Source organism: Arthrobacter globiformis, assembly GCF_046536215.2.
In the GTDB taxonomy this organism is placed as follows: domain Bacteria; phylum Actinomycetota; class Actinomycetes; order Actinomycetales; family Micrococcaceae; genus Arthrobacter; species Arthrobacter globiformis_E.
Genome location: NZ_CM143421.1, coordinates 3,450,818 through 3,469,742 on the forward strand (window position 1 = coordinate 3,450,818; position 18,925 = coordinate 3,469,742).

An 18,925-nucleotide genomic window follows, 5' to 3' on the forward strand; every position below is an offset into this window, starting at 1 on the left:
CTGCACCGGAGAGTCCGGCGTGCTTTGAGAGCACTGCTCTCGAAACAAGAATGCTGCGCATAGCCAAGAAAGTCAAGAGCGCTGCTCTCATTTGTTGACACTGCTCTGATCCATGCCATGCTGGGCTGATGCCAGCCACCTCTGAGACCGCCAACGGGGAACTCCGTACGCCGCGTGAACGTGCCCGGGCGCAGACCATTGCCGACATCATCCGGCTGGGCCGGCAGCACCTGGCCCAACACGGGGCAGCCGCACTGTCGCTGCGCGCCGTCGCCCGTGACCTCGGAGTGGTCTCTTCTGCCGTCTACCGGTACGTCGGGAGCCGCGACGAGCTGTTGACCCTCCTGCTCGTGGACGCGTACAACGACCTGGGCGATGCTGTGGATGCCGCCGTCGAGTCCGTCCCGGCGGACGACTTCAGGGGCCGGTTCGCAGCGCTGGCCGGCGCTGTCCGGGGGTGGGCCCTCCGCGAGCCGGCGCGCTACGGCCTCCTGTTCGGCAGCCCGGTGCCGGGTTACCAGGCCCCGGCCGAGCGGACCACGGCACCCGGGACGAGGGTGGTCATCGGGCTGGTGCGGATTCTGGACGCCGCATACCGGGCCGGCCGCCTTGCCGAGCGCGGGATTTCTGCGGTGCCGGCGCCCCTGGCCGCCGACCTTGAAACAATCCGGCGTGAGCTGCAGGTGGATGTCCCGGACGCCCTGCTGGCCCGCGGCACGCTCGTCTGGACGTCGCTGTTTGGAGCCGTCAGTTTTGAGGTGTTCGGGCAGTACGGTGCCGGCACCTTTTCCGCGCCGGATGAGCTGTTCGAGCACCACGTCGCCGTTCTGGCGGACCTCGCCGGGCTGTAGCCGGCCCTGTTGCCTCCCGCGCCGGCTGAGTAGACTGCCACTGCGCCCGGTCCAGGTGCGCCCAGTCCTTTTGAAGGAGTGATCAACCGATGACCGAAAACACTGAGTCCGGCAACGCGGGCAAGACGCACAACAGCTCCAGAAATCCGGCACTCGAAGGAGACCGCGGCCAGTACGTCGAGGGTGATTACGGCGACGCCGGCGTAGCCGGGCAGGAATCTGCCGCCGAGCCCGAAGGTGAATACCAGGCGGGGGACTATGGTGACGCGGGAACGGTCGAGCCTGCCGCCGAGGCGGAGGAAGGCGAGTATCCGCAGGGTGACTACGGCCGGGCCGGAACCGTCGGCGAGGAACTGCCCGGAGATGAGGAGGGCGAATATCCCGAGGGCGACTACGGCGGCGCCGGCACCTCCTCCGGCGGCTAGGCGCAGTTCACGCTGGGCGAAATCCGGCTGCCGTTTACTGAAGAACCCCCGGTTTTCCGCGGATGTCCCGCGTGGTAGCCGGGGGTTCTTGCTAGTTGGCCTGCCCGCTTAAGGCAAAGTTGAGCGCACATGACTCAACTTTGGGTTGACTTAAATCCGGCTCTGAGTAAAGTTGAGTCCAGACCGCTCAAGGAAGTGGGCGACCCCAAGTTTCCAAGGAAAGAAGGAAGCAACACATGTCACGTGCAGTAGGTATCGACCTCGGAACCACCAACTCCGTCGTCTCCGTTCTCGAAGGTGGCGAGCCCACCGTTATTGCCAACGCCGAGGGTGGCCGCACCACTCCGTCGGTCGTTGCGTTCTCCAAGTCCGGCGAAGTCCTGGTCGGCGAAATCGCCAAGCGCCAGGCCGTCAACAACATCGACCGCACCATCGCCTCGGTCAAGCGCCACATGGGCACCGACTGGTCCGTCGCCATCGATGACAAGAAGTACACGGCCCAGGAAATCTCCGCCCGTGTCCTGATGAAGCTGAAGAACGACGCCGAGTCCTACCTCGGCGAAAAGGTCACCGACGCCGTGATCACCGTTCCCGCCTACTTCAACGACGCCGAGCGCCAGGCCACGAAGGAAGCCGGCGAGATCGCCGGCCTGAACGTCCTGCGCATCGTCAACGAGCCCACCGCGGCCGCACTGGCCTACGGCCTGGACAAGGGTAAGGAAGACGAACTCATCCTGGTCTTCGACCTCGGTGGCGGCACGTTCGACGTCTCCCTGCTGGAAGTCGGCAAGGACGAAGACGACTTCTCCACCATCCAGGTGCGCGCCACCGCCGGTGACAACCGCCTCGGCGGCGACGACTGGGACAACCGCGTCGTTGACTACCTGCTCAACCAGCTCAAGGTCAAGGGCATCGACCTGTCCAAGGACAAGATCGCCCTGCAGCGCCTCCGCGAAGCTGCCGAGCAGGCCAAGAAGGAACTCTCCTCCTCCACCAGCACCAACGTCTCGCTCCAGTACCTCTCCGTCACCCCGGACGGCCCGGTCCACCTGGACGAGCAGCTGACCCGCGCCAAGTTCCAGGACCTGACCAAGGACCTGCTCGAGCGCACCAAGAAGCCGTTCCACGACGTCATCAAGGAAGCCGGCATCAAGCTTTCCGACATCGACCACATCGTGCTCGTCGGCGGCTCCACCCGCATGCCCGCCGTCTCCGACCTCGTGAAGGAACTGGCCGGCGGCAAGGAGCCCAACAAGGGCGTCAACCCGGACGAGGTTGTGGCCGTGGGCGCAGCCCTGCAGGCCGGCGTGCTGAAGGGTGAGCGCAAGGACGTTCTCCTGATCGACGTCACCCCGCTGTCCCTGGGCATCGAAACCAAGGGCGGTGTCATGACGCACCTGATCGAGCGCAACACCGCCATCCCCACCAAGCGGTCCGAGACCTTCACCACGGCCGACGACAACCAGCCGTCCGTGGCCATCCAGGTCTTCCAGGGCGAGCGTGAATTCACCCGCGACAACAAGCCGCTGGGCACGTTCGAGCTGACCGGCATCGCGCCGGCCCCGCGCGGCGTCCCGCAGGTCGAGGTCACCTTCGACATCGACGCCAACGGCATCGTGCACGTCTCCGCGAAGGACAAGGGCACCGGCAAGGAACAGTCCATGACCATCACCGGCGGCACCGCGCTCTCCAAGGAAGACATCGACCGCATGGTCAAGGACGCCGAGGAGCACGCAGCAGAGGACAAGGCACGCCGCGAGGCCACCGACACCCGCAACACCGCCGAGCAGCTCGCCTACTCCGTGGACAAGCTGATCGCCGACAACAGCGACAAGCTGCCGGAAGAGGTCAAGACCGAGGTCCAGGCCGACGTCGACGCCCTCAAGAAGGCCCTCGAAGGCACCGACGATGCCGCCGTCAAGGCCGCGTTTGAGAAGCTGCAGGCTTCCCAGACCAAGCTCGGCGAGGCCATCTACGCCCAGGCCGGTTCCCCGGACGGCGCCACCGGCGCTGCAGGTGCTGAAGGTGCTTCCGCAGGCGAGAGCAAGGCTGACGAGGACATCGTCGACGCTGAGATCGTCGACGAAGAAGAGAAGAAGTAACCATGCCGCATCACGGAAACGAAGAAGAGCACACCTCTTCCCACGACCAGAGCGGCAAGCGCGACGAGCCGGTCATCCGGGACCACCGCAAGGTGGACCCGGTGACCGGCGAGGCCCGGCACCCGGAGGGCGGACAGTCCTCCTCGCCGGAAGCCGATTCCGACGGCGACGCCCTCGCCCAGGCTGAGGAAATCCTCAACCAGGTTGAGGTGCCCGCCGAGGAGTCCGTGGCGCAGGGTACCGAGGCCGCCGCTGCAGCGGAGCTGAAGAATGACCTGCTCCGCCTGCAGGCCGAGTACGTCAACTACCGCAAGCGCGTTGAACGCGACCGCGCCGTGGCAGGGGAGATGGCCGTCATCGGCGTCCTGAACTCCCTGCTCCCGGTGCTGGACGACGTCGACGCGGCCCGCCAGCACGGTGACCTCGCGGACGGCCCGTTCGCCGCGATCGCCACCAAGCTGGAGAACGCGCTGAAGACGTACGGCCTGACCCGCATCGATGAGACCGGCGTGGAGTTCGATCCGACCATCCACGAGGCCCTCATCCAGCAGCCCGGCGACGACATCGAGGTTGACACCGTCAGCCAGGTCCTCCGCTCCGGCTACAAGTCAGGCGAACGGGTCCTCCGGGCAGCACAGGTCATCGTCGCAGTTCCGGCCTGACGTTTGCTCACCGGGCGCTACCGGCGCGCCGAACGGACGAGGGGGCCCCGCCCCTACGCCGGGTGGCCAAGGATCTGCGATCCTCGGCCACCCGGCTCCGATAGGCCCGATGCCACTCCCAGGCCCCCTCATCCGTCCGCCGCTAGGCGGTAATCTCACCTAAGGTGAGTGATCAACAAGCTCGGAGCGATGCATGGGCCCCGGGAGTGGCATCGGGCCTGCCGGAGCGTGGCGGCTCAAGTCCGTTAGGACTGAGCCGCCACGCGAAGGGGCGGGGGCCCATGTATCGCGGAGAGCTCGGTAACGGAGAGCTCGGCAAGAAGAGATTGAAAGGAAACGCCATTGGCTAGCCAGGACTGGGTGGACAAGGACTTTTATAAGATCCTTGGTGTTGCCAAGGACGCTTCCGACGCTGACATTAAGAAGGCTTACCGGAAGCTCGCGCGGCAGTACCACCCTGATACGAACTCCGGGGATACTGCTGCGGAGAAGAAGTTCAAGGACATCTCCGAGGCGTACTCCGTGCTGTCGGATCCTGATGAGCGGCAGCAGTATGACGCCATCCGGGCCATGGGCGGCGGCGCCCGCTTTGCCCCGCACGGCGCGGGAAGCACCGCGAACGGCGGCTTCGAGGACCTCTTCGGCGGCCTGTTCACCGGCGGCGGCGGCCGGCACTCCGGCGGGTTCAGCACCGCCGGCGGCGTACCGCCCGAGTTCGCCGACCTGTTCGGCGGCGGCTTCGGGGGTGGACCGGCCGGCTTCCAGCGGGCCCCGCAGAAGGGCGCCGACCGGACGGCGACCACCAGCATCTCCTTCGCCGGGTCCATCCGCGGCACCACCATCGGGCTGCGTGAACCGGACGGCGAAGTCATCGACGTCAGGGTGCCTGCGGGCATCAAGGACGGCCAGAAGGTCCGCGTCCGGGGCAAGGGCCAGTACGGCCCGGCGGGCAACGGCGACCTTCTGGTCACCGTCAACGTCAAGCCCCATGACTTCTACACGCGCGACGGCGACAACCTCCGGATCCACGTGCCCGTCAGCTTCCCGGAGGCTGCTTTGGGCGCCGACATCGAGGTTCCCACGATCGACGGCGAACACGTCCGGGTCCGCGTTCCCGCCGGCACCCCTTCGGGGCGTACCCTCCGGGTCAAGGGCCGCGGTGTGAAGACGTCCAAGGGCACCGGCGACCTGCTGGTGACCATCGACGTCGCTGTTCCGCAGAACCTGAGCAAGGAGGCCGAGGAGGCCGTGAAAGCATTTGCAGCCGCCACCGCCGGCGCGGATGTCCGCCAGGGCTTGGCAGCCAAGGCCCGGCTTTAGGGGCGGGTGTCGGCCGTGGAAATCAATTTCGATCAGCCGATCTTCGTCATCTCGGTGGCGGCCGAGCTCGCCGACATGCACCCGCAGACACTCCGCCAGTACGACCGGCTGGGCATCGTCTCGCCCAGCCGGGCGCCCGGCAAGTCCCGCCGCTACTCCCAGCGGGACGTGAACCGGCTCCGCGAGGTGCAGCGGCTGTCCCACGAGGGCGTCTCGCTCGAGGGGATCAAGCGCATCCTGGAACTTGAAAACCAGGTTGCCGCCCTTCAGCACCGGGTGACCGAACTGACAGAGGAACTGGCCCGCCGTCGTGAGCCCTTGGAGTCCCGGATCTTTGCCGCCGGCACCGCCGGCGACGTGGTGAGCCTGGCGCGCGGCCAGCGGCCCCGTCCCCGTTCGCAGGCCGTGGTGGTGTGGCGGCCGCGCGGTGACATCTAGCCAGCCGCCTCCGGCCAATGCCGACCGCTAGACCCCATTGCCAGAACCGGATCCGGCGCCAAAAATAGGGTGCAGTGCCGGAACGGGGTCACCAGCCGCAATGCCGCGGTCCCGGCTCCCGGGCAGAAGGGACGCAGGGTCATGACCTACATCAGGGACTTTGACCAGCTGGGACGCAACGATCTGGACGAGGCAGGCGGCAAGGGCGCCAACCTCGGCGAGCTGGCCCGGGCCGGGTTCCCGGTGCCGCCGGGTTTCGTGCTCACCACGGCGGCGTACCAGGATTTCGTCAACGCCAACGGGATCGCCGGCCGCATCCTTGAGCTTGCCGCCCTGCCCGCCGGCACCTCGAACGAGGACTATGACGCTGCCGCCGGGCAGATCCGCTCTCTGTTCGCCGAGAGCACCATGCCCGAGGAGATCGGCGGCGAACTCCGCGCCGCCTACGCGCGGCTGGGACAACGGGCGACGGCGGTCGGCGAGGATGCAGCAGCACGCGTGGCGGTCCGCTCCTCGGCCACCGCTGAAGACCTCGCCTCGGCCAGCTTCGCCGGCCAGCAGGACACCTATCTGAACGTCTCCGGGATCGACTCCGTCGCCGCCGCCGTCATCGACTGCTGGGCGTCACTGTGGAATGCGCGCGCCATGGCATACCGCTTACGGAACGGCTTCGACCCGTCCGCCGTCCGCCTCGCCGTGGTGATCCAGGAGATGGTCGACGCCGCGTCCGCCGGTGTGCTGTTCACTGCCAACCCCGCTACCGGACGCCGGGACCAGGTGGTGATCAGCGCTGCCTGGGGGCTGGGCGAAACCGTGGTCAGCGGGGCCGTCACCACTGACGACGTCGTGGTGGATGCCGCGACGGGCCGCGTGGGGCAGCGCCGGACAGCCGACAAGGACGTCATGACGGTCTACGACGGAACAGGCACCCGGGAGCAGGCGGTGCCCGAGGGGAAACGCCGGGAGCCGGTGCTCGACGACGAGGCAGCGGCGGCGCTGGCACGCCAGGGGACCGCCATAGCGAAGCACTTCGGATCGCCCCAGGACATCGAATGGGCGGAGGCGGCAGGGGACTTCTTCATCCTGCAGGCCCGCCCCATCACGGCGCTGCCAGAACCGTCGGCCGACGCCCCGACGGAGTGGCCGCTGCCTTATCCGAACGGGATGTACTTCCGGGCCAGTATCGTCGAGCAGCTGCCGGACCCCTTGTCTCCCCTGTTCGCAGACCTCTTCGACGGCTCCGTGGTGAAGTCGCTGAACGCCCTGCTGAACGAGGCATTCGGCAAGAGCGTGGTGCGGCCCGGGGATGTCTCGCTGCCCACGGTCAACGGCTACGCGTACTACTACTACAACAACGCCGGAATGCGGCGGGTCATGGGCAGGTCGCTGACGGCGATGCGCGCGCTGGCCCAAGGCAAGGCCCACATGGGAATCAAGGGCTGGCGCGACCACTCGCACCCGAAGTACCGGGGGCTCGTGAAGTTCTGGGCGGCCAAACCTCCGGCGGACCGCCCGGGCGCCGAACTGCTGGAGGGCATTTCCGCGCTGCTCGACGCCGGCGCCGCGTACTACACCGCCGTGCAGTCCATCATCCCCATCGCCGCCACCAGCGAGATCATGCTCCGGGGCTACTACGACAAGCTCGTCCGCCGGCCGGGAGATCCGTCGGCAGAGGTGTTCCTCCTCGGTTACGACAGCGAGCCGATCCGCGCCGAAAAATCCCTTTACGACCTTGCGGTGTGGACCCGCGAACGGCCGCGGCTCGCCGCCGCCGTCACCGAAGGGTCAGCGGCGGCCATCGGCGAAGCCCTCCGCAGCGGCACGCCGCCCGCAGGCGTGGACGGCGAAATCGATCCGGAACAGTGGGACGAATGGCGTTCCCGCCTCCAGCGGCACCTGGACCGCTACGGGCATGCCGTCTACAACCTGGACTTCGTCAACCCGGTGCCGGCCGATGATCCTTCCGCGCTGCTGGAAACCCTGAGGTACTTCGTGCGGGGGCAGGGCAAGGATCCGCACGAGCGCCAGCAGCGGTCCGCCGACCGGCGAGAGGAGCAGGCCCGGCTGATCAGCGCCCGGCTGGGTCCCCGCCGTCGCGCTGTCTTCCGCAGGCTGCTGCGCTGGGCGCAGAAAGCGGCACCCGTCCGTGAGGACGCGCTGGCCGACGTCGGACTGGCCTGGCCGCTGATGCGGCGGATGCTGCTGGAGCTGGGGGAGCGGCTGACGGCTTCGGGCGTCATCGCCGCGCCGGCCGACATCTTCTGGCTTCGCCTCGACGAACTCCGCAACGCCATCGACTTCGGGCTTGCTACGCCCGGCGCGGCCATCACGGGCACGGACCGGCCGGTGCGGGAAGAAGCCGTTGAACAGCGCAAGATGCTGTGGCGCGGCCAGCGGAAAGCGGCGGCCCCGCAGCTGCTGCCCGAAAGCCGGTGGATGGAGCGGGCGTTCGGCAGCATGATGCCTGCGCGTTCGGTGCAGCAGGCCGGGGACGTCATCACCGGGGTCGGCGCGAGCTCGGGGCAGGTGAGCGCGCCGGCCCGGCTGCTGCACGGCCCCGACGACTTCGCCAGCATGCGGCCGGGCGAGGTGCTGGTGGCACGGATGACCACCCCCGCCTGGACGCCGCTGTTCGCGATGGCGTCCGGCGTCGTCACGGACGTGGGCGGGCCGCTGAGCCACAGCTCAATCGTCGCCCGGGAATACGGCATCCCCGCCGTCCTGGGTACGGGAGTGGCCACCCAGCGGGTGTCCAGCGGGCAGCAGTTAAAGGTCGACGGCGACGCAGGCACCGTTACGCTCGACGGTTCCGGTGCCCCGTAGGCATCCGGAGTGGGTTTTCCACATAGAGCTTGTGCAGCGTCGTTTTTCCCATAGGCCAGTGGCAAGCTCTTCGTATGGAGAACGGCACGGCTGTTGCGGAGGCGTTGGAGGCTATTAGTGCGTCTGCCTTGGCGCTGGCTGCCGAGCTTCGGAGGGCCGCTGACCCGGGTACGGATTCGTTGCCGGATACTGTTGACCCTCTGCGGGAGCAGGCGACTGCATTCCTGGGCGGCCTGACCGGGGTCGCCGGGATGGAGGCCCGGCTCGCGGCGGTGAAGGTGCAGCTTGCTACCGGATACGTCACGGCGGACGCGGCGATGGCAGTCCCGATTAATAGCCCGCAGGACTTGACCGCCCGGCAGATGGCCGTGAGGGCGGAGGTGGCCGGCGCGCTGACCATTAGCGAAGGCGCTGCCGAACGGTTGCTGGTTGAATCGGACATGCTTGCCACGGAACGGCCCTTGACACTTGCCGCCCTGCAGCTGGGCCGCATTTCGTGGCAGCACGCCCGGATCATGTGTGATGAGACCGAAGGGCTGTCACCGGAAGCAGCAGCAGCGTTCGAGGCCCACTTCCTGGATCCTGATGCTCCCAACGCGGCGCGCGGCTGCTTTGCCGGGGAGCTGGCACCGGCGAGGTTCCGTGCGAAGGCCCGGTACTGGCGGGAACGGCGCCACCAGGACAGCATCGAAAAACGGCACGTCAAGAGCGTCAAGGACCGGCGCCTGGAATTCCGGCCGGACAGGAACGGCATGGCCTGGTTCTCGGCGTACCTGCCCGCGGACCAGGCCACCGGGATCTGGAACCGCGCCACAGCCGCCGCGCGTGCGCTCCAAGGGCCTCACGAAACCCGAACCCTCACCCAACTCCGGACCGATCTCTTTTCCACCTGGCTGCTCACAACAAACCACGGGGCCGACGCAATAGACGGAACAGACGGAACAGGCGGTGTACCGGCGGGTGCTGTGACAACCGGCTCCGTCCTCACTGATGATTCGCTGCCTGGTGATCGGCTGCCTGGCGAGGTGCCCTCCCCGCAGGCCCAGGTCCTGGTCACGGTGCCGGTGTTCTCGCTGCTCGGCCACACCGACGAACCGGCCACCATGGACGGCTACGGACCGATCCCGCCGTCCATGGCCCGCCGGCTCGTTGCCAAGGGCGCAACATCGTTCTTCCGCGTTCTGGTCGACCCGCGGGACGGGGCGCCGCTGGAGATCGGACGCACCAGCTACCGGGTCACCAAACCGATGCGCCAATGGCTACGCCTCCGCGACGCCAAATGCACGTTCCCGGCCTGCAACAACCACTCTCTCGACAACGACGCCGACCACATCCTCGCCTGGGCCGCCGGCGGCGGCACCGGCGTCGCCAATCTCGGCCAGCCCTGCCCCAAGCACCACAGACTGAAACACACCACGGCATGGAGACCCGTCGGCGCCACCCAGGATCACCCGCCAGGCTGGATCTCACCCACCGGGCGTCACTACCCGGCCGAACACCAGGACTGGGAACCACCCACCTGGCCGGACAGTTTTGACCCCGGTAATCATGGGCCGGAGAACTTTGACCCGGGCAACTCCGGGCCATATAGCTTCGAGCCGCACATGGCCGAGGACCTTGGCCCGCCCCTGCCGCTCGATCCTGTCCGTGAATGGCCCGAGTGGCCTCCGCCCGCCGCAGCCTAGGCAAGTGCTGCGGATTCTGCTGGCTATCTACCAGCGGCTTTCAGCAAGCCCTGCCTGGTCAGCAGCTGCCCGGCGCCAGCTTTCTACGGCGTCAGCACCCGGACCGGGGAGCCGTCCAGCCACGCCGTGACGTCCTCGAGTGCGCCACCGAAGAAGGCCCGGTAGCTGGCGTCGGTCACGTATCCCAGATGCGGGGCCAGCAGGGTCCGCGGAGCATTGAGGAGGGGATGGCCGGCCGGGAGCGGTTCCTGGTCGAACACGTCCAGCGCCGCCCCGCGGATCCAGCCCTCATGCAGCGCCGTGAGCAGTGCCTGCTGGTCCACCAAGGGACCGCGCGCGGTATTCACCAGCACGCCGTCCGGGCCGAGGAGGCGCAGTTCGCGTTCACCGACTATTCCTGCCGAACGCGGCGACAGCCGCAGATGCAGGGACACGACGTCGGACTCCCGGAACAGTTCTTCCTTGTCCACCTTCCGGGCGCCGGCCGCCGCAGCGGCCTCCTCGGTGAGGTTCTGGCTCCAGGCCAGCACCTGCATTCCGAAGGCCCGGCCGTAGCCGGCCATCCGCGTCCCGATCTTCCCGAGCCCCACAATCCCGAGGGTCTTGCCGGACAGTTCGAAGCCGACGCCGGTCTGCCACCGTCCGTCGCGAAGTGCGGCTTCCTCCTGCGTCAGGTTCCGGGCGAATGCCAGCAGCAGCGCCCACGTCAGTTCGGGCGCGGCCGTGGGGGAGCCGCCCGTTCCGCAGACGGTGATCCCCAGCCGTGATGCTGCCCCCACATCGATCGAGGCATTGGCGGCGCCGGTGGTGACCAGCAGTTGCAGCCGGGGCAGCTTTTCGAGGACGCTTTCCGGAAACGGTGTCCGTTCCCGCATGGCAATGACGATGCTGGCATCCCGCAGCGTTTCCACAACCTCCGCTTCAGTGGCGAGGTGCCGGTTGAACACGGTGACGGCGACGCCGCGCTGTTCGAGGGAGCTCCAGTCGGCAAAGCTGTGGGCCACGCCCTGGTAGTCGTCGAGAATCGCGAGCTGCTGCATGCTGTCCTTCTGCCGTGAAATGAGACCTGCGCTTAATGAGACCTGCGCTGAATGAGACCTGCGCTTAAATGAAAGAGGTAGGAACCTGCCGGAGCAGGCCCCTACCTCCTGAGGCTAGCTGGCTTTGACGGCCAGCACCGGGCAGGACGCCTCCAGCAGAATCTGCTGGGCCGTGCTGCCCATGATCAGCTTCCCCACCGGGGTCCGCTTCCGGAGGCCGATCACAATGAGTTCGGCCCGGTACTTCTCGGCGGCATCCAGCACCTCGTTGGCCGCGTCGTTGCCGCGCACCGGCTGCAGCACCAGGTGCTCAATCCCTTCCTGCTCCAGCCGTTGGGTCACCTCATTGATGTCCGCGGCCTGGGCGTACCGCTTGTCCACGATGGCGTCTCCCCGGGACGAGTTGATGATGACCAGCCGCATTTGGCTCTTGTGCGCCTCGGTGATGGCCCGGTCCAGGGCAGCTGTGCCCTCGGCCGTGGGGACGTAACCGACAATGATGCTCACGGGTTCTCCTGTCCGTGGTTGGCGTGGGTGGCGTCCGCCCCGCGGCGGCCGGCATCAGCACGTCGCTCGGCAGCAGGCCGCACAGCAGCAGGTGCCTCAACAGCGGGTGAAAGATAGGATCCGGCTTCGGACGGCTCAGCAGAGGGCGCGGCGGCAGGTCCCGCAGCCGGGCCATCAACCGCAGGCCCACCGGCCATGGCCAGCCCGGCAGGCCGCGGACGGAGGCGGCGCCACAGCTTTGCCAGGAGCGGCCACGCCAGGACCACGGCAATGATGATGTAGACGACGACGGCGATCGGCTCGCTCCAGAGGCCGGAGACGTCGCCCGCGCTCAGCTGCAGGGTCTTCCGCAGCTGGCCTTCGGCGCGCGGCCCGAGGATGAGGCCGAGGATCAGCGGCAGGACGGGCAGGCCGTACCGGCGCATCATGAAGCCGAGCCCGCCGAGGACCAGCAGGATCGCCAGGTCGAAGGCCTGCAGGTTCACTGCGTAGGCGCCCAGCGTGGCGAAGAACAGGATGCCGGCGTACAGGTAGGGCCGGGGCAGGCGGAGCAGCTTCGCCCACACGGGTGCCAGGGGCAGGTTGACCAGCAGCAGCAGCGTGTTGCCGATGAAGAGGCTGGCGATCAGCGCCCAGACCAGGGGTCCTTCGTTCTGGAACAGCAGCGGACCGGGCTGGATGCCGAACTGCACGAAGGCGGCGAGCATGACGGCGGCCGTGGCGTTGGTCGGCAGGCCCAGGGCCAGCATCGGGGTCAGCGTGCCGGCGGCGGCGGCGTTGTTGGCCGCCTCGGGTCCGGCGACGCCCTCGATGGCGCCCTTGCCGAACTCCTCCGGGTGCTTGGAAAGCCGCTTCTCGGTGACGTAGGAGAGGAACGTGGGGATCTCGGCGCCGCCGGCAGGCAGTGCGCCGAAGGGGAATCCGAAGACGGTGCCGCGCAGCCATGGCTTCCAGGACCGCTTCCAGTCCTGCTTGCCCATCCAGGGCCGGCCGACGGGAATGATCTGCAGCGGTGTGCGGCGCAGGTGCGCCGCGACCCAGAGGGCCTCACCGACGGCGAAAATCGCCACCGCGACAACGACGACGTCGAGGCCGTCAGCCAGCAGGGGCTGGCCGAAGGTCAGGCGACGCTGGCCTGTCACGGAGTCGATGCCCACCAGGCCGATGGCCAGGCCGAGGCCGAGGGAAGCGAAGCCGCGGAGCCGTGAGGCGCCCAGGACCGCGGTGACTGCCAACAGTGCCAGCATCATGATGGCGAAGTAGCTCGGCGAACCGAGGCTGACGGCGAACTGGACGACGATCGGTGCGAAGACCACCAGAAGGGTGGTGCCGATGGTGCCGGCGACGAACGAACCGATGGCCGCAGTCGCGAGGGCCTGGGCGGCCTTGCCCGCCTTCGCCATCTTGTTGCCTTCGATAGCCGTGATCACCGAGGACGATTCGCCGGGAGTGTTGAGCAGGATCGACGTCGTCGAACCGCCGTACATGCCGCCGTAGTAGATGCCCGCGAACATGATGAATGCGCTGGTGGGTTCCAGGACGGTTGTCACGGGGAGCAGCAGGGCCACGGTCATGGCCGGGCCGATGCCGGGCAGCACGCCGACGGCGGTGCCCAGCAGGACGCCGATGAAGGCGTACAGGAGGTTCATGGGGGTCAGCGCCGTAGCGAACCCGTCCATGAGTGAGGACCAGATGTCCATCTAGAGAATCCCTTCAAGGAGCCCGGCGGGAAGTGCGATGCCAAGGCCGAGGTAGAAGCCGTAGAAGGTCAGCAGCGAGAGCGCCAGGGAGATCAGTCCGTCGCGGACGTAGTGGCGGCTTCCGAGGGCCCAGACGCTGCCCCAGAAGAGCACCGTTCCGGAGATGACCCAGCCGGCCCAGTCGATGAGCAGGATGTTGGCGATGAAGGCACCGGCCAGCGGGAGGACGGTCTTCCAGTCGGCGGGGTGGGTCAGGTCGACGTCCTCGCCGGCCTCGGCCTCGCCGCGGCCGCCGCGCAAAACGTTCACTGCCAGCATCACGGCGCAGACCAGCAGGAGTGCTCCCACGATCATGGGCAGGGTCTTGGGGCCCACCGGGTCTGACTGGGAGTAGGGCACAACCAGGCGCGCTGCGTCCAGGAGGACCAGGGCGCCGACCGCCCCGAGCAGGGCTGCAACGCCCAGCTCGGAGCGGCCTTTAAGGCGGGTGGACAGAGAGGTCACGCCAGGCCGAGCTTCGTCAGCACGTCGGCAACGCGCTTGTCCTGTTCGGTGAGGAAGGTCTTGAACTCGTCACCGGTGATGAAGGCGTCGGTCCAGCTGTGCGTCTTCAGGGCTTCCTTCCAGGCTGCCGACTCGTGCATCTTCTCCAAGGTGGCGATCAGCGCGTCACGGTCGGCGTCACTGATGCCCGGAGGTGCCACGATGCCGCGCCAGTTGGTGAAGACCAGGTCGATGCCGGCTTCCTTGAGAGTGGGGGCGTCCACGCCTTCCAGCCGCTTCTCGCCGCTCGTGGCCAGGACACGAACATCTCCGGACTTGATCTGCTGCAGGTATTCACCGGCGCCGGAGGCCGCGAAGCCGAGCTTGTTGCCGATGATTGCCGGGAGCAGGTCGCCGCCGCCGTCGTAGGAAACGAAGTTGACCTTGGTGGCGTCGATGCCCACTGCGCCTGCGAGCTGCATGGGCAGGAGGTGGTCCGGGCCGCCGGGCGAGGAGCCGCCGCCGACGCTGACCTTGGAGGGGTCCTTCTTCCAGGCGTTTACCAGATCGTCGATGGTCTTGTAGGGGGAGTCCTTCGACACCATGATGGCGCCGGGCTCTTCGATGAGCCGGGCCAGCGGTGTGGTGTCGGTCAGCTTCGACTCGGACTTGTTCGTGTAGCTGGCGCCCACGACGCCCAGGCCCATGAGCATGGCCAGGTCGCCGTTGCCCTTTTCGTTCACGACGCGCGCCAGGCCGACCGTACCGCCGGCGCCGGCGAGGTTGAAGACCTCCGTGTTCGGGGCGAGCTTCTCCTCGTCGAGAACCTTCGCCGCTGCGCGGGCGGTGGTGTCGTAGCCGCCGCCGGCAGTGTTCGGCACCATGATCCGCAGCCCGGTAAGCGGGGCAACGCTGGCTCCGCTCGTGGAGGGGCCTGCGGCAGTCTTGCCGGTCGCTCCGCAGCCGGACGCCATCAGGGCAATGCCTGCGGCTACTGCGGCCACGCGCAGTGCGCTCATTCCGCGCATGTTGTTCCTCTTCTCGTTTTGATCCGTTTGATCGGGGTGCTTCCGATGCTAGGGCCCAACGTGACGGGGCTCACTCTTGTGTAAGCAGAGAAAGTTAAGTTCATTTCGTTCACGTTTCCGCACTCCAACAGGGCAACAAACGAAGGGCCAGGCCCGGTACCGTGTCAGGTATAGTTCACCCCACCCGCGGACCCACAGGAAGAACAGCAGCACATGACTCGACGGCGAGGAATGTCCCTTGCGGGGCAGTATCTTCGGTTGCAGCTCCTGATCGTGCTGGCCGTGCTGGTGGCCGTGGTGGCGATCTCGCTTGCACAGTCGGCGGCAGCGTTTGAACGAGTTGAGGGCCGCCGTGCCCTCTCGGCAGCGGAGACGCTGGCCGCGAACCCGGCCGTCCGGAGCCTGCTGCCGGATGCCCAGCCCCAAGGCAACTCCGTTCTCCCCTCGGTGTCCGAGGCGGTGCGCACGATTTCCGGGTCCTCCCAGGTGGCGCTGGCCCGGGCCAACCGGACGGTGGTGACGTCGTCGGACCCGTCCCAGGAGGGCCGCCAGCTGGAACTCGGCGACAGCGCGGTAATGTCCGGACGGGCGTGGACCGGGGTGGTCGGGACCGGAACCGGCGAAGCCGTTGTGGCCCACGTGCCGGTGCTGGACGACGCCGGGAAGATGGTGGGCATCGCCGTGGTGGGCAGGAACTTCCCGTCCGTGCTGGAGCGACTGGGCGACGCGGTCCCCAACCTGCTCACCTATCTGGGCGTGGCAAGCGTCCTGGGCGTGGCCGGTTCGCTCCTGCTGGCCCGCCGCGTCAAACGCCAGACGCTGGGCATGGAGCCGGACGAGATCACCGGCCTCGTGGAGAACCGGGAGGCGATGCTGCACGGGCTCAAGGAAGGCGTGGTGGGGCTGGACCCGCAGCAGCGGATCACGGTGGTCAACGACAGCGCACGGAGCCTGCTCGGCCTCCCGCACGACTGCGTGGGCAAGGACCTCGGGAGCCTCGCGGTCCCGCCGATGCTGCGCGAGGTCCTCACCGAGGACCAGCCCGGCCCGGACCGGCTGGTCCTGGTGGGGGAGAAGCTGGTGGTGCTGAACCGGATGCCGATGCGCTCGCACGGACGGGTGATCGGCTCCGTCACCACCCTGCGTGACAGGACGGAGCTGGCATCCCTGGAACGGGAGCTCGGCACGACGCGGACGGCTACCGACACACTCCGGGCGCAGGCACACGAGTTCGCCAACCAGCTGCACACGATTTCGGGCCTGATCCAGATCGGCGAGTATGACGCCGTCGTCCAGTTCGTCAACGGCACCACCTCGAACCGGACCCGCCTGAACGACGACGTGACCAGCAGGATTGAGGATCCCGCCCTCGCCGCGCTGCTCATTGCCAAGTCGAGCCTCGCCGCCGAGCGCGGGGTGTCCCTGCAGCTCGCCGAGGAATCCCGGCTCGGCAAGGTGGATGAGGAACTGTCCCGTGACCTGACCACCGTGGTGGGCAACCTGGTGGACAACGCGCTGGACGCCGTCACCAACACCTCCGCCGCGAAAGTGGAGGTACTGATCGGGGAGGACGACGGCGGCGTGCGGGTTGACGTGCGGGACTCGGGACCGGGGGTCCCGGTGGAGGTCATGGACGACATTTTCCGGCAGGGGTTCAGTACCAAGAATTCGCCCGACGGCGGCCGCGGCTATGGCCTGGCCCTCGCCAGGGTGGTCTGCCAGCGCCGCGGCGGGCGGCTGACCGTCCGGAACGACCACGGTGCGGTGTTTACGGCACTGCTGACGCGCAAAACCGCTGATGCTTAAAGAGGAGCAGCCTTGATCAACGTACTGATCGTCGACGACGACTTCATGGTGGCCAAAGTCCACGCCGGCTTTATCCAGCGCACGCCGGGGTTCGCCGTCGTCGGGGTCGCCCACACGGGCGCGCAGGCGGTGCTCGAGACCGCGCGGCTGCAGCCGGACCTGGTGCTGCTGGACATCCACCTGCCCGACGTCAACGGCCTGGACCTGATGCACCAGCTGCGGGACGTGGCGCCGGAGCTGGATGTGCTGGTGATCAGCGCAGCGCGCGAGGTGGAGACCGTCCGGAAGGCGCTCCGCGGCGGGATTGTGCACTACCTGATCAAGCCGTTTTCCCAGACCGACCTGCAGGAACGGCTGGAGCACTACCGCAACACCTACCAGAGCCTCGACTCGTCCAAGGACGTGGCGGAGCAGTCGGACGTCAACCGCGTCTTTGGGCTGGAACGCGCGGACCGGCCGCTGCCGAAAGGCTGCAGCGCCGAGACGCTGCAGCTGGTGGAGAAGGCGCTGCGCGCCGGCGGCGGCGACGTGTCGGCCGCGGAACTGGCTGAGCAGGTGGGGACGTCGCGCGTCAGCGCCCGGCGCTATCTCGAGTACCTCAACGACGAGGGGCTGGTGGACGTGACACTCAAGTACGGCGTCGGACGTCCCGAGCGGCGATATGTGTGGAAGGCGGGCTGACCGGCCCGGTGATTTGGGGCGTTCTTTGGGCTTGGTCTTCTAGGGCTGGGCACGGACGGCGTCGATGCCTTGCAGTGCGCTGACGGTGACGGCATCCATGTCCGCCGTGCCGTCAACGCTGACCAGCAGGGCGCGCCGGCCGTAGCGTTCGATGACGGGCTCGGTTTCCTGCCGGTACAGCTCCAGGCGGTGGCGGATGACGTCCTCGGTATCATCGCTCCGTCCTTCGGCGTCGGAGCGGAGCAGCAGCCGCCGCACTATCTCGTCGTCGTGGGCGGTAATTTCCACCACGGCATCCAGCCTGGTCCCGGCCGCGTCGAGGATGCCGTCGAGGTCGTCCATCTGGCTCACGGTGCGCGGATAACCGTCCAGCAGGAAGCCGTCCCTCGCATCCCGTTCCTGCAGCCGCTCCCGCAGCATGGCCGTGGTGAGGTTGTCCGGGACGAGGTTGCCGGCGTCGAGGAATTCCTTGATTTCCCGGCCCAGTGGCGAACCGTTGGCCAGATGGCTGCGGAACATGTCCCCGGTGGAGATCTCCGGGATGTGCAGCTGTCCGCTGAGCCGCCGCGCCTGGGTACCTTTGCCCGAGCCGGGCGGGCCGATGAGCAGGATGCGGGTCATGCTTTTGGTCCGATCTGCCGAGAAAGCACGCTAGGCCCATTCTTCCGCCCGCGCCCGCCGCCTGCAATGGGTGTTCACAACGGCAGTGGCGGCTCCTAGGCTGGGTTCCACCAACCCGCCGGCCCAAACCCGCCGGACCAAACGCGCCGGCCCTACCCTCCGGCCTAGGAGCCCATCATGACCACGCCGAGACCATCATGACCACGCTTCCGGACCGGCCCAACACCGCCCTGCTGGTGCTGGACATGCAGAAGGGGGTGGTGGCCGAGGCGCACCAGCGGGACGCCGTGGTGGCCAACATCGCCGCGCTGGTGGACCGGGCACGCGCAGCCGGGGTCCCGGTTGTCTGGGTGCAGCATTCAGACGACCGGCTGGAGAAGGGCAGCGAGGCCTGGGAATACGTGCCCGAGCTGGGCCGCCGCGAGCAGGAACCGGTGGTGCACAAGTCGTTCAGCGACGCCTTTGACGGCACCGATCTGGAGCAGGTGCTGGCCGCCGCTGCGGTGGGCTGGCTGATGGTCGCCGGAGCGCAGACGGACGAATGCATCAGGTCCACCATCCACGGGGCGTTCGTCCGCGGCTACGACGTGACGCTGGTCAGCGACGCGCACACCACGGAGGACCTGACCGAATGGGGTGCCCCGCCGCCGGACCAGGTCATTGCGCACACGAACCTCTACTGGAAATACCATGCAGGCCCAGGCCGGACCGCCGGGGTGGCGGAGACCAAGGACGTCACCTTCGGCGGCTGAT

Annotated in this window: 17 protein-coding genes; 11 read left to right on the plus strand and 6 right to left on the minus strand. The window is 67.7% G+C overall.

Features of this window, described 5'->3' with window-relative positions; all coding sequences use genetic code 11:
* Window positions 1-128: 128 nt before the first annotated feature.
* The 8 genes from R5O87_RS15490 (at window position 129) to R5O87_RS15525 (ending at window position 10,306) form a co-directional block, all read left to right on the plus strand.
* Window positions 129-851: a TetR/AcrR family transcriptional regulator gene (locus R5O87_RS15490; RefSeq protein WP_410556253.1), complete on the plus strand. Its 723-nt coding sequence runs from the start codon at window positions 129-131 to the stop codon at window positions 849-851.
* Window positions 852-940: 89 nt separating this feature from the next.
* Window positions 941-1,276, plus strand: a complete 336-nt coding sequence (locus R5O87_RS15495) for a hypothetical protein (RefSeq protein ID WP_410556254.1) — start codon at window positions 941-943, stop codon at window positions 1,274-1,276.
* 236 nt (window positions 1,277-1,512) lie between these two features.
* Window positions 1,513-3,378: a molecular chaperone DnaK gene (dnaK, locus tag R5O87_RS15500; RefSeq protein WP_410556255.1), complete on the plus strand. Its 1,866-nt coding sequence runs from the start codon at window positions 1,513-1,515 to the stop codon at window positions 3,376-3,378.
* 2 nt (window positions 3,379-3,380) lie between these two features.
* Complete coding sequence (locus R5O87_RS15505; protein ID WP_410556256.1) at window positions 3,381-4,040, plus strand: nucleotide exchange factor GrpE; 660 nt, start codon at window positions 3,381-3,383, stop codon at window positions 4,038-4,040.
* A gap of 342 nt (window positions 4,041-4,382) precedes the next feature.
* Complete coding sequence (locus tag R5O87_RS15510) at window positions 4,383-5,360, plus strand: DnaJ C-terminal domain-containing protein (protein WP_410556257.1); 978 nt, start codon at window positions 4,383-4,385, stop codon at window positions 5,358-5,360.
* A 15-nt stretch (window positions 5,361-5,375) separates the two neighbouring features.
* Window positions 5,376-5,798: a heat shock protein transcriptional repressor HspR gene (locus R5O87_RS15515; RefSeq protein ID WP_410556258.1), complete on the plus strand. Its 423-nt coding sequence runs from the start codon at window positions 5,376-5,378 to the stop codon at window positions 5,796-5,798.
* 141 nt (window positions 5,799-5,939) lie between these two features.
* Window positions 5,940-8,621 (plus strand): PEP/pyruvate-binding domain-containing protein, encoded by a 2,682-nt coding sequence (locus R5O87_RS15520; protein ID WP_410556259.1) that lies wholly within the window; start codon window positions 5,940-5,942, stop codon window positions 8,619-8,621.
* A gap of 74 nt (window positions 8,622-8,695) precedes the next feature.
* Window positions 8,696-10,306 (plus strand): HNH endonuclease signature motif containing protein, encoded by a 1,611-nt coding sequence (locus tag R5O87_RS15525; RefSeq protein ID WP_410556260.1) that lies wholly within the window; start codon window positions 8,696-8,698, stop codon window positions 10,304-10,306.
* An 83-nt stretch (window positions 10,307-10,389) separates the two neighbouring features.
* Here R5O87_RS15525 and R5O87_RS15530 read toward each other — a convergent pair whose 3' ends face one another.
* The 5 genes from R5O87_RS15530 to R5O87_RS15550 all read right to left on the minus strand — a co-directional run bounded on the left by R5O87_RS15530 (window position 10,390) and on the right by R5O87_RS15550 (window position 15,064).
* Complete coding sequence (locus R5O87_RS15530) at window positions 10,390-11,346, minus strand: D-2-hydroxyacid dehydrogenase family protein (RefSeq protein ID WP_410556262.1); 957 nt, start codon at window positions 11,344-11,346, stop codon at window positions 10,390-10,392.
* 114 nt (window positions 11,347-11,460) lie between these two features.
* Window positions 11,461-11,853, minus strand: coding sequence for a universal stress protein (locus R5O87_RS15535; protein WP_410556263.1), 393 nt, complete (start codon window positions 11,851-11,853; stop codon window positions 11,461-11,463).
* Entirely contained in the window at window positions 11,850-13,553 is a 1,704-nt protein-coding gene (locus tag R5O87_RS15540) for a tripartite tricarboxylate transporter permease (protein ID WP_410556264.1), read from the minus strand. The genes R5O87_RS15535 and R5O87_RS15540 overlap by 4 nt, the downstream gene beginning before the upstream one ends.
* Complete coding sequence (locus tag R5O87_RS15545; protein WP_410556266.1) at window positions 13,554-14,057, minus strand: tripartite tricarboxylate transporter TctB family protein; 504 nt, start codon at window positions 14,055-14,057, stop codon at window positions 13,554-13,556. It lies immediately after the preceding gene.
* Entirely contained in the window at window positions 14,054-15,064 is a 1,011-nt protein-coding gene (locus R5O87_RS15550; protein ID WP_410556267.1) for a Bug family tripartite tricarboxylate transporter substrate binding protein, read from the minus strand. Before R5O87_RS15550 ends, R5O87_RS15545 begins: the two co-directional genes overlap by 4 nt.
* Window positions 15,065-15,295: 231 nt before the next feature.
* Between R5O87_RS15550 and R5O87_RS15555 the strand changes: the two genes are divergently transcribed.
* Together R5O87_RS15555 and R5O87_RS15560 are read left to right on the plus strand one after the other, a co-directional pair.
* Complete coding sequence (locus tag R5O87_RS15555; RefSeq protein ID WP_410556309.1) at window positions 15,296-16,870, plus strand: sensor histidine kinase; 1,575 nt, start codon at window positions 15,296-15,298, stop codon at window positions 16,868-16,870.
* A gap of 12 nt (window positions 16,871-16,882) precedes the next feature.
* Window positions 16,883-17,551: a response regulator gene (locus tag R5O87_RS15560; RefSeq protein ID WP_354255277.1), complete on the plus strand. Its 669-nt coding sequence runs from the start codon at window positions 16,883-16,885 to the stop codon at window positions 17,549-17,551.
* Window positions 17,552-17,590: 39 nt separating this feature from the next.
* Here R5O87_RS15560 and R5O87_RS15565 read toward each other — a convergent pair whose 3' ends face one another.
* Window positions 17,591-18,172: an adenylate kinase gene (locus R5O87_RS15565; RefSeq protein WP_410556268.1), complete on the minus strand. Its 582-nt coding sequence runs from the start codon at window positions 18,170-18,172 to the stop codon at window positions 17,591-17,593.
* A 197-nt stretch (window positions 18,173-18,369) separates the two neighbouring features.
* On the opposite strand from R5O87_RS15565, the gene R5O87_RS15570 reads away from it, so the two are divergent.
* Window positions 18,370-18,924: a cysteine hydrolase family protein gene (locus tag R5O87_RS15570; protein WP_410556269.1), complete on the plus strand. Its 555-nt coding sequence runs from the start codon at window positions 18,370-18,372 to the stop codon at window positions 18,922-18,924.
* Window position 18,925 lies beyond the last annotated feature (1 nt).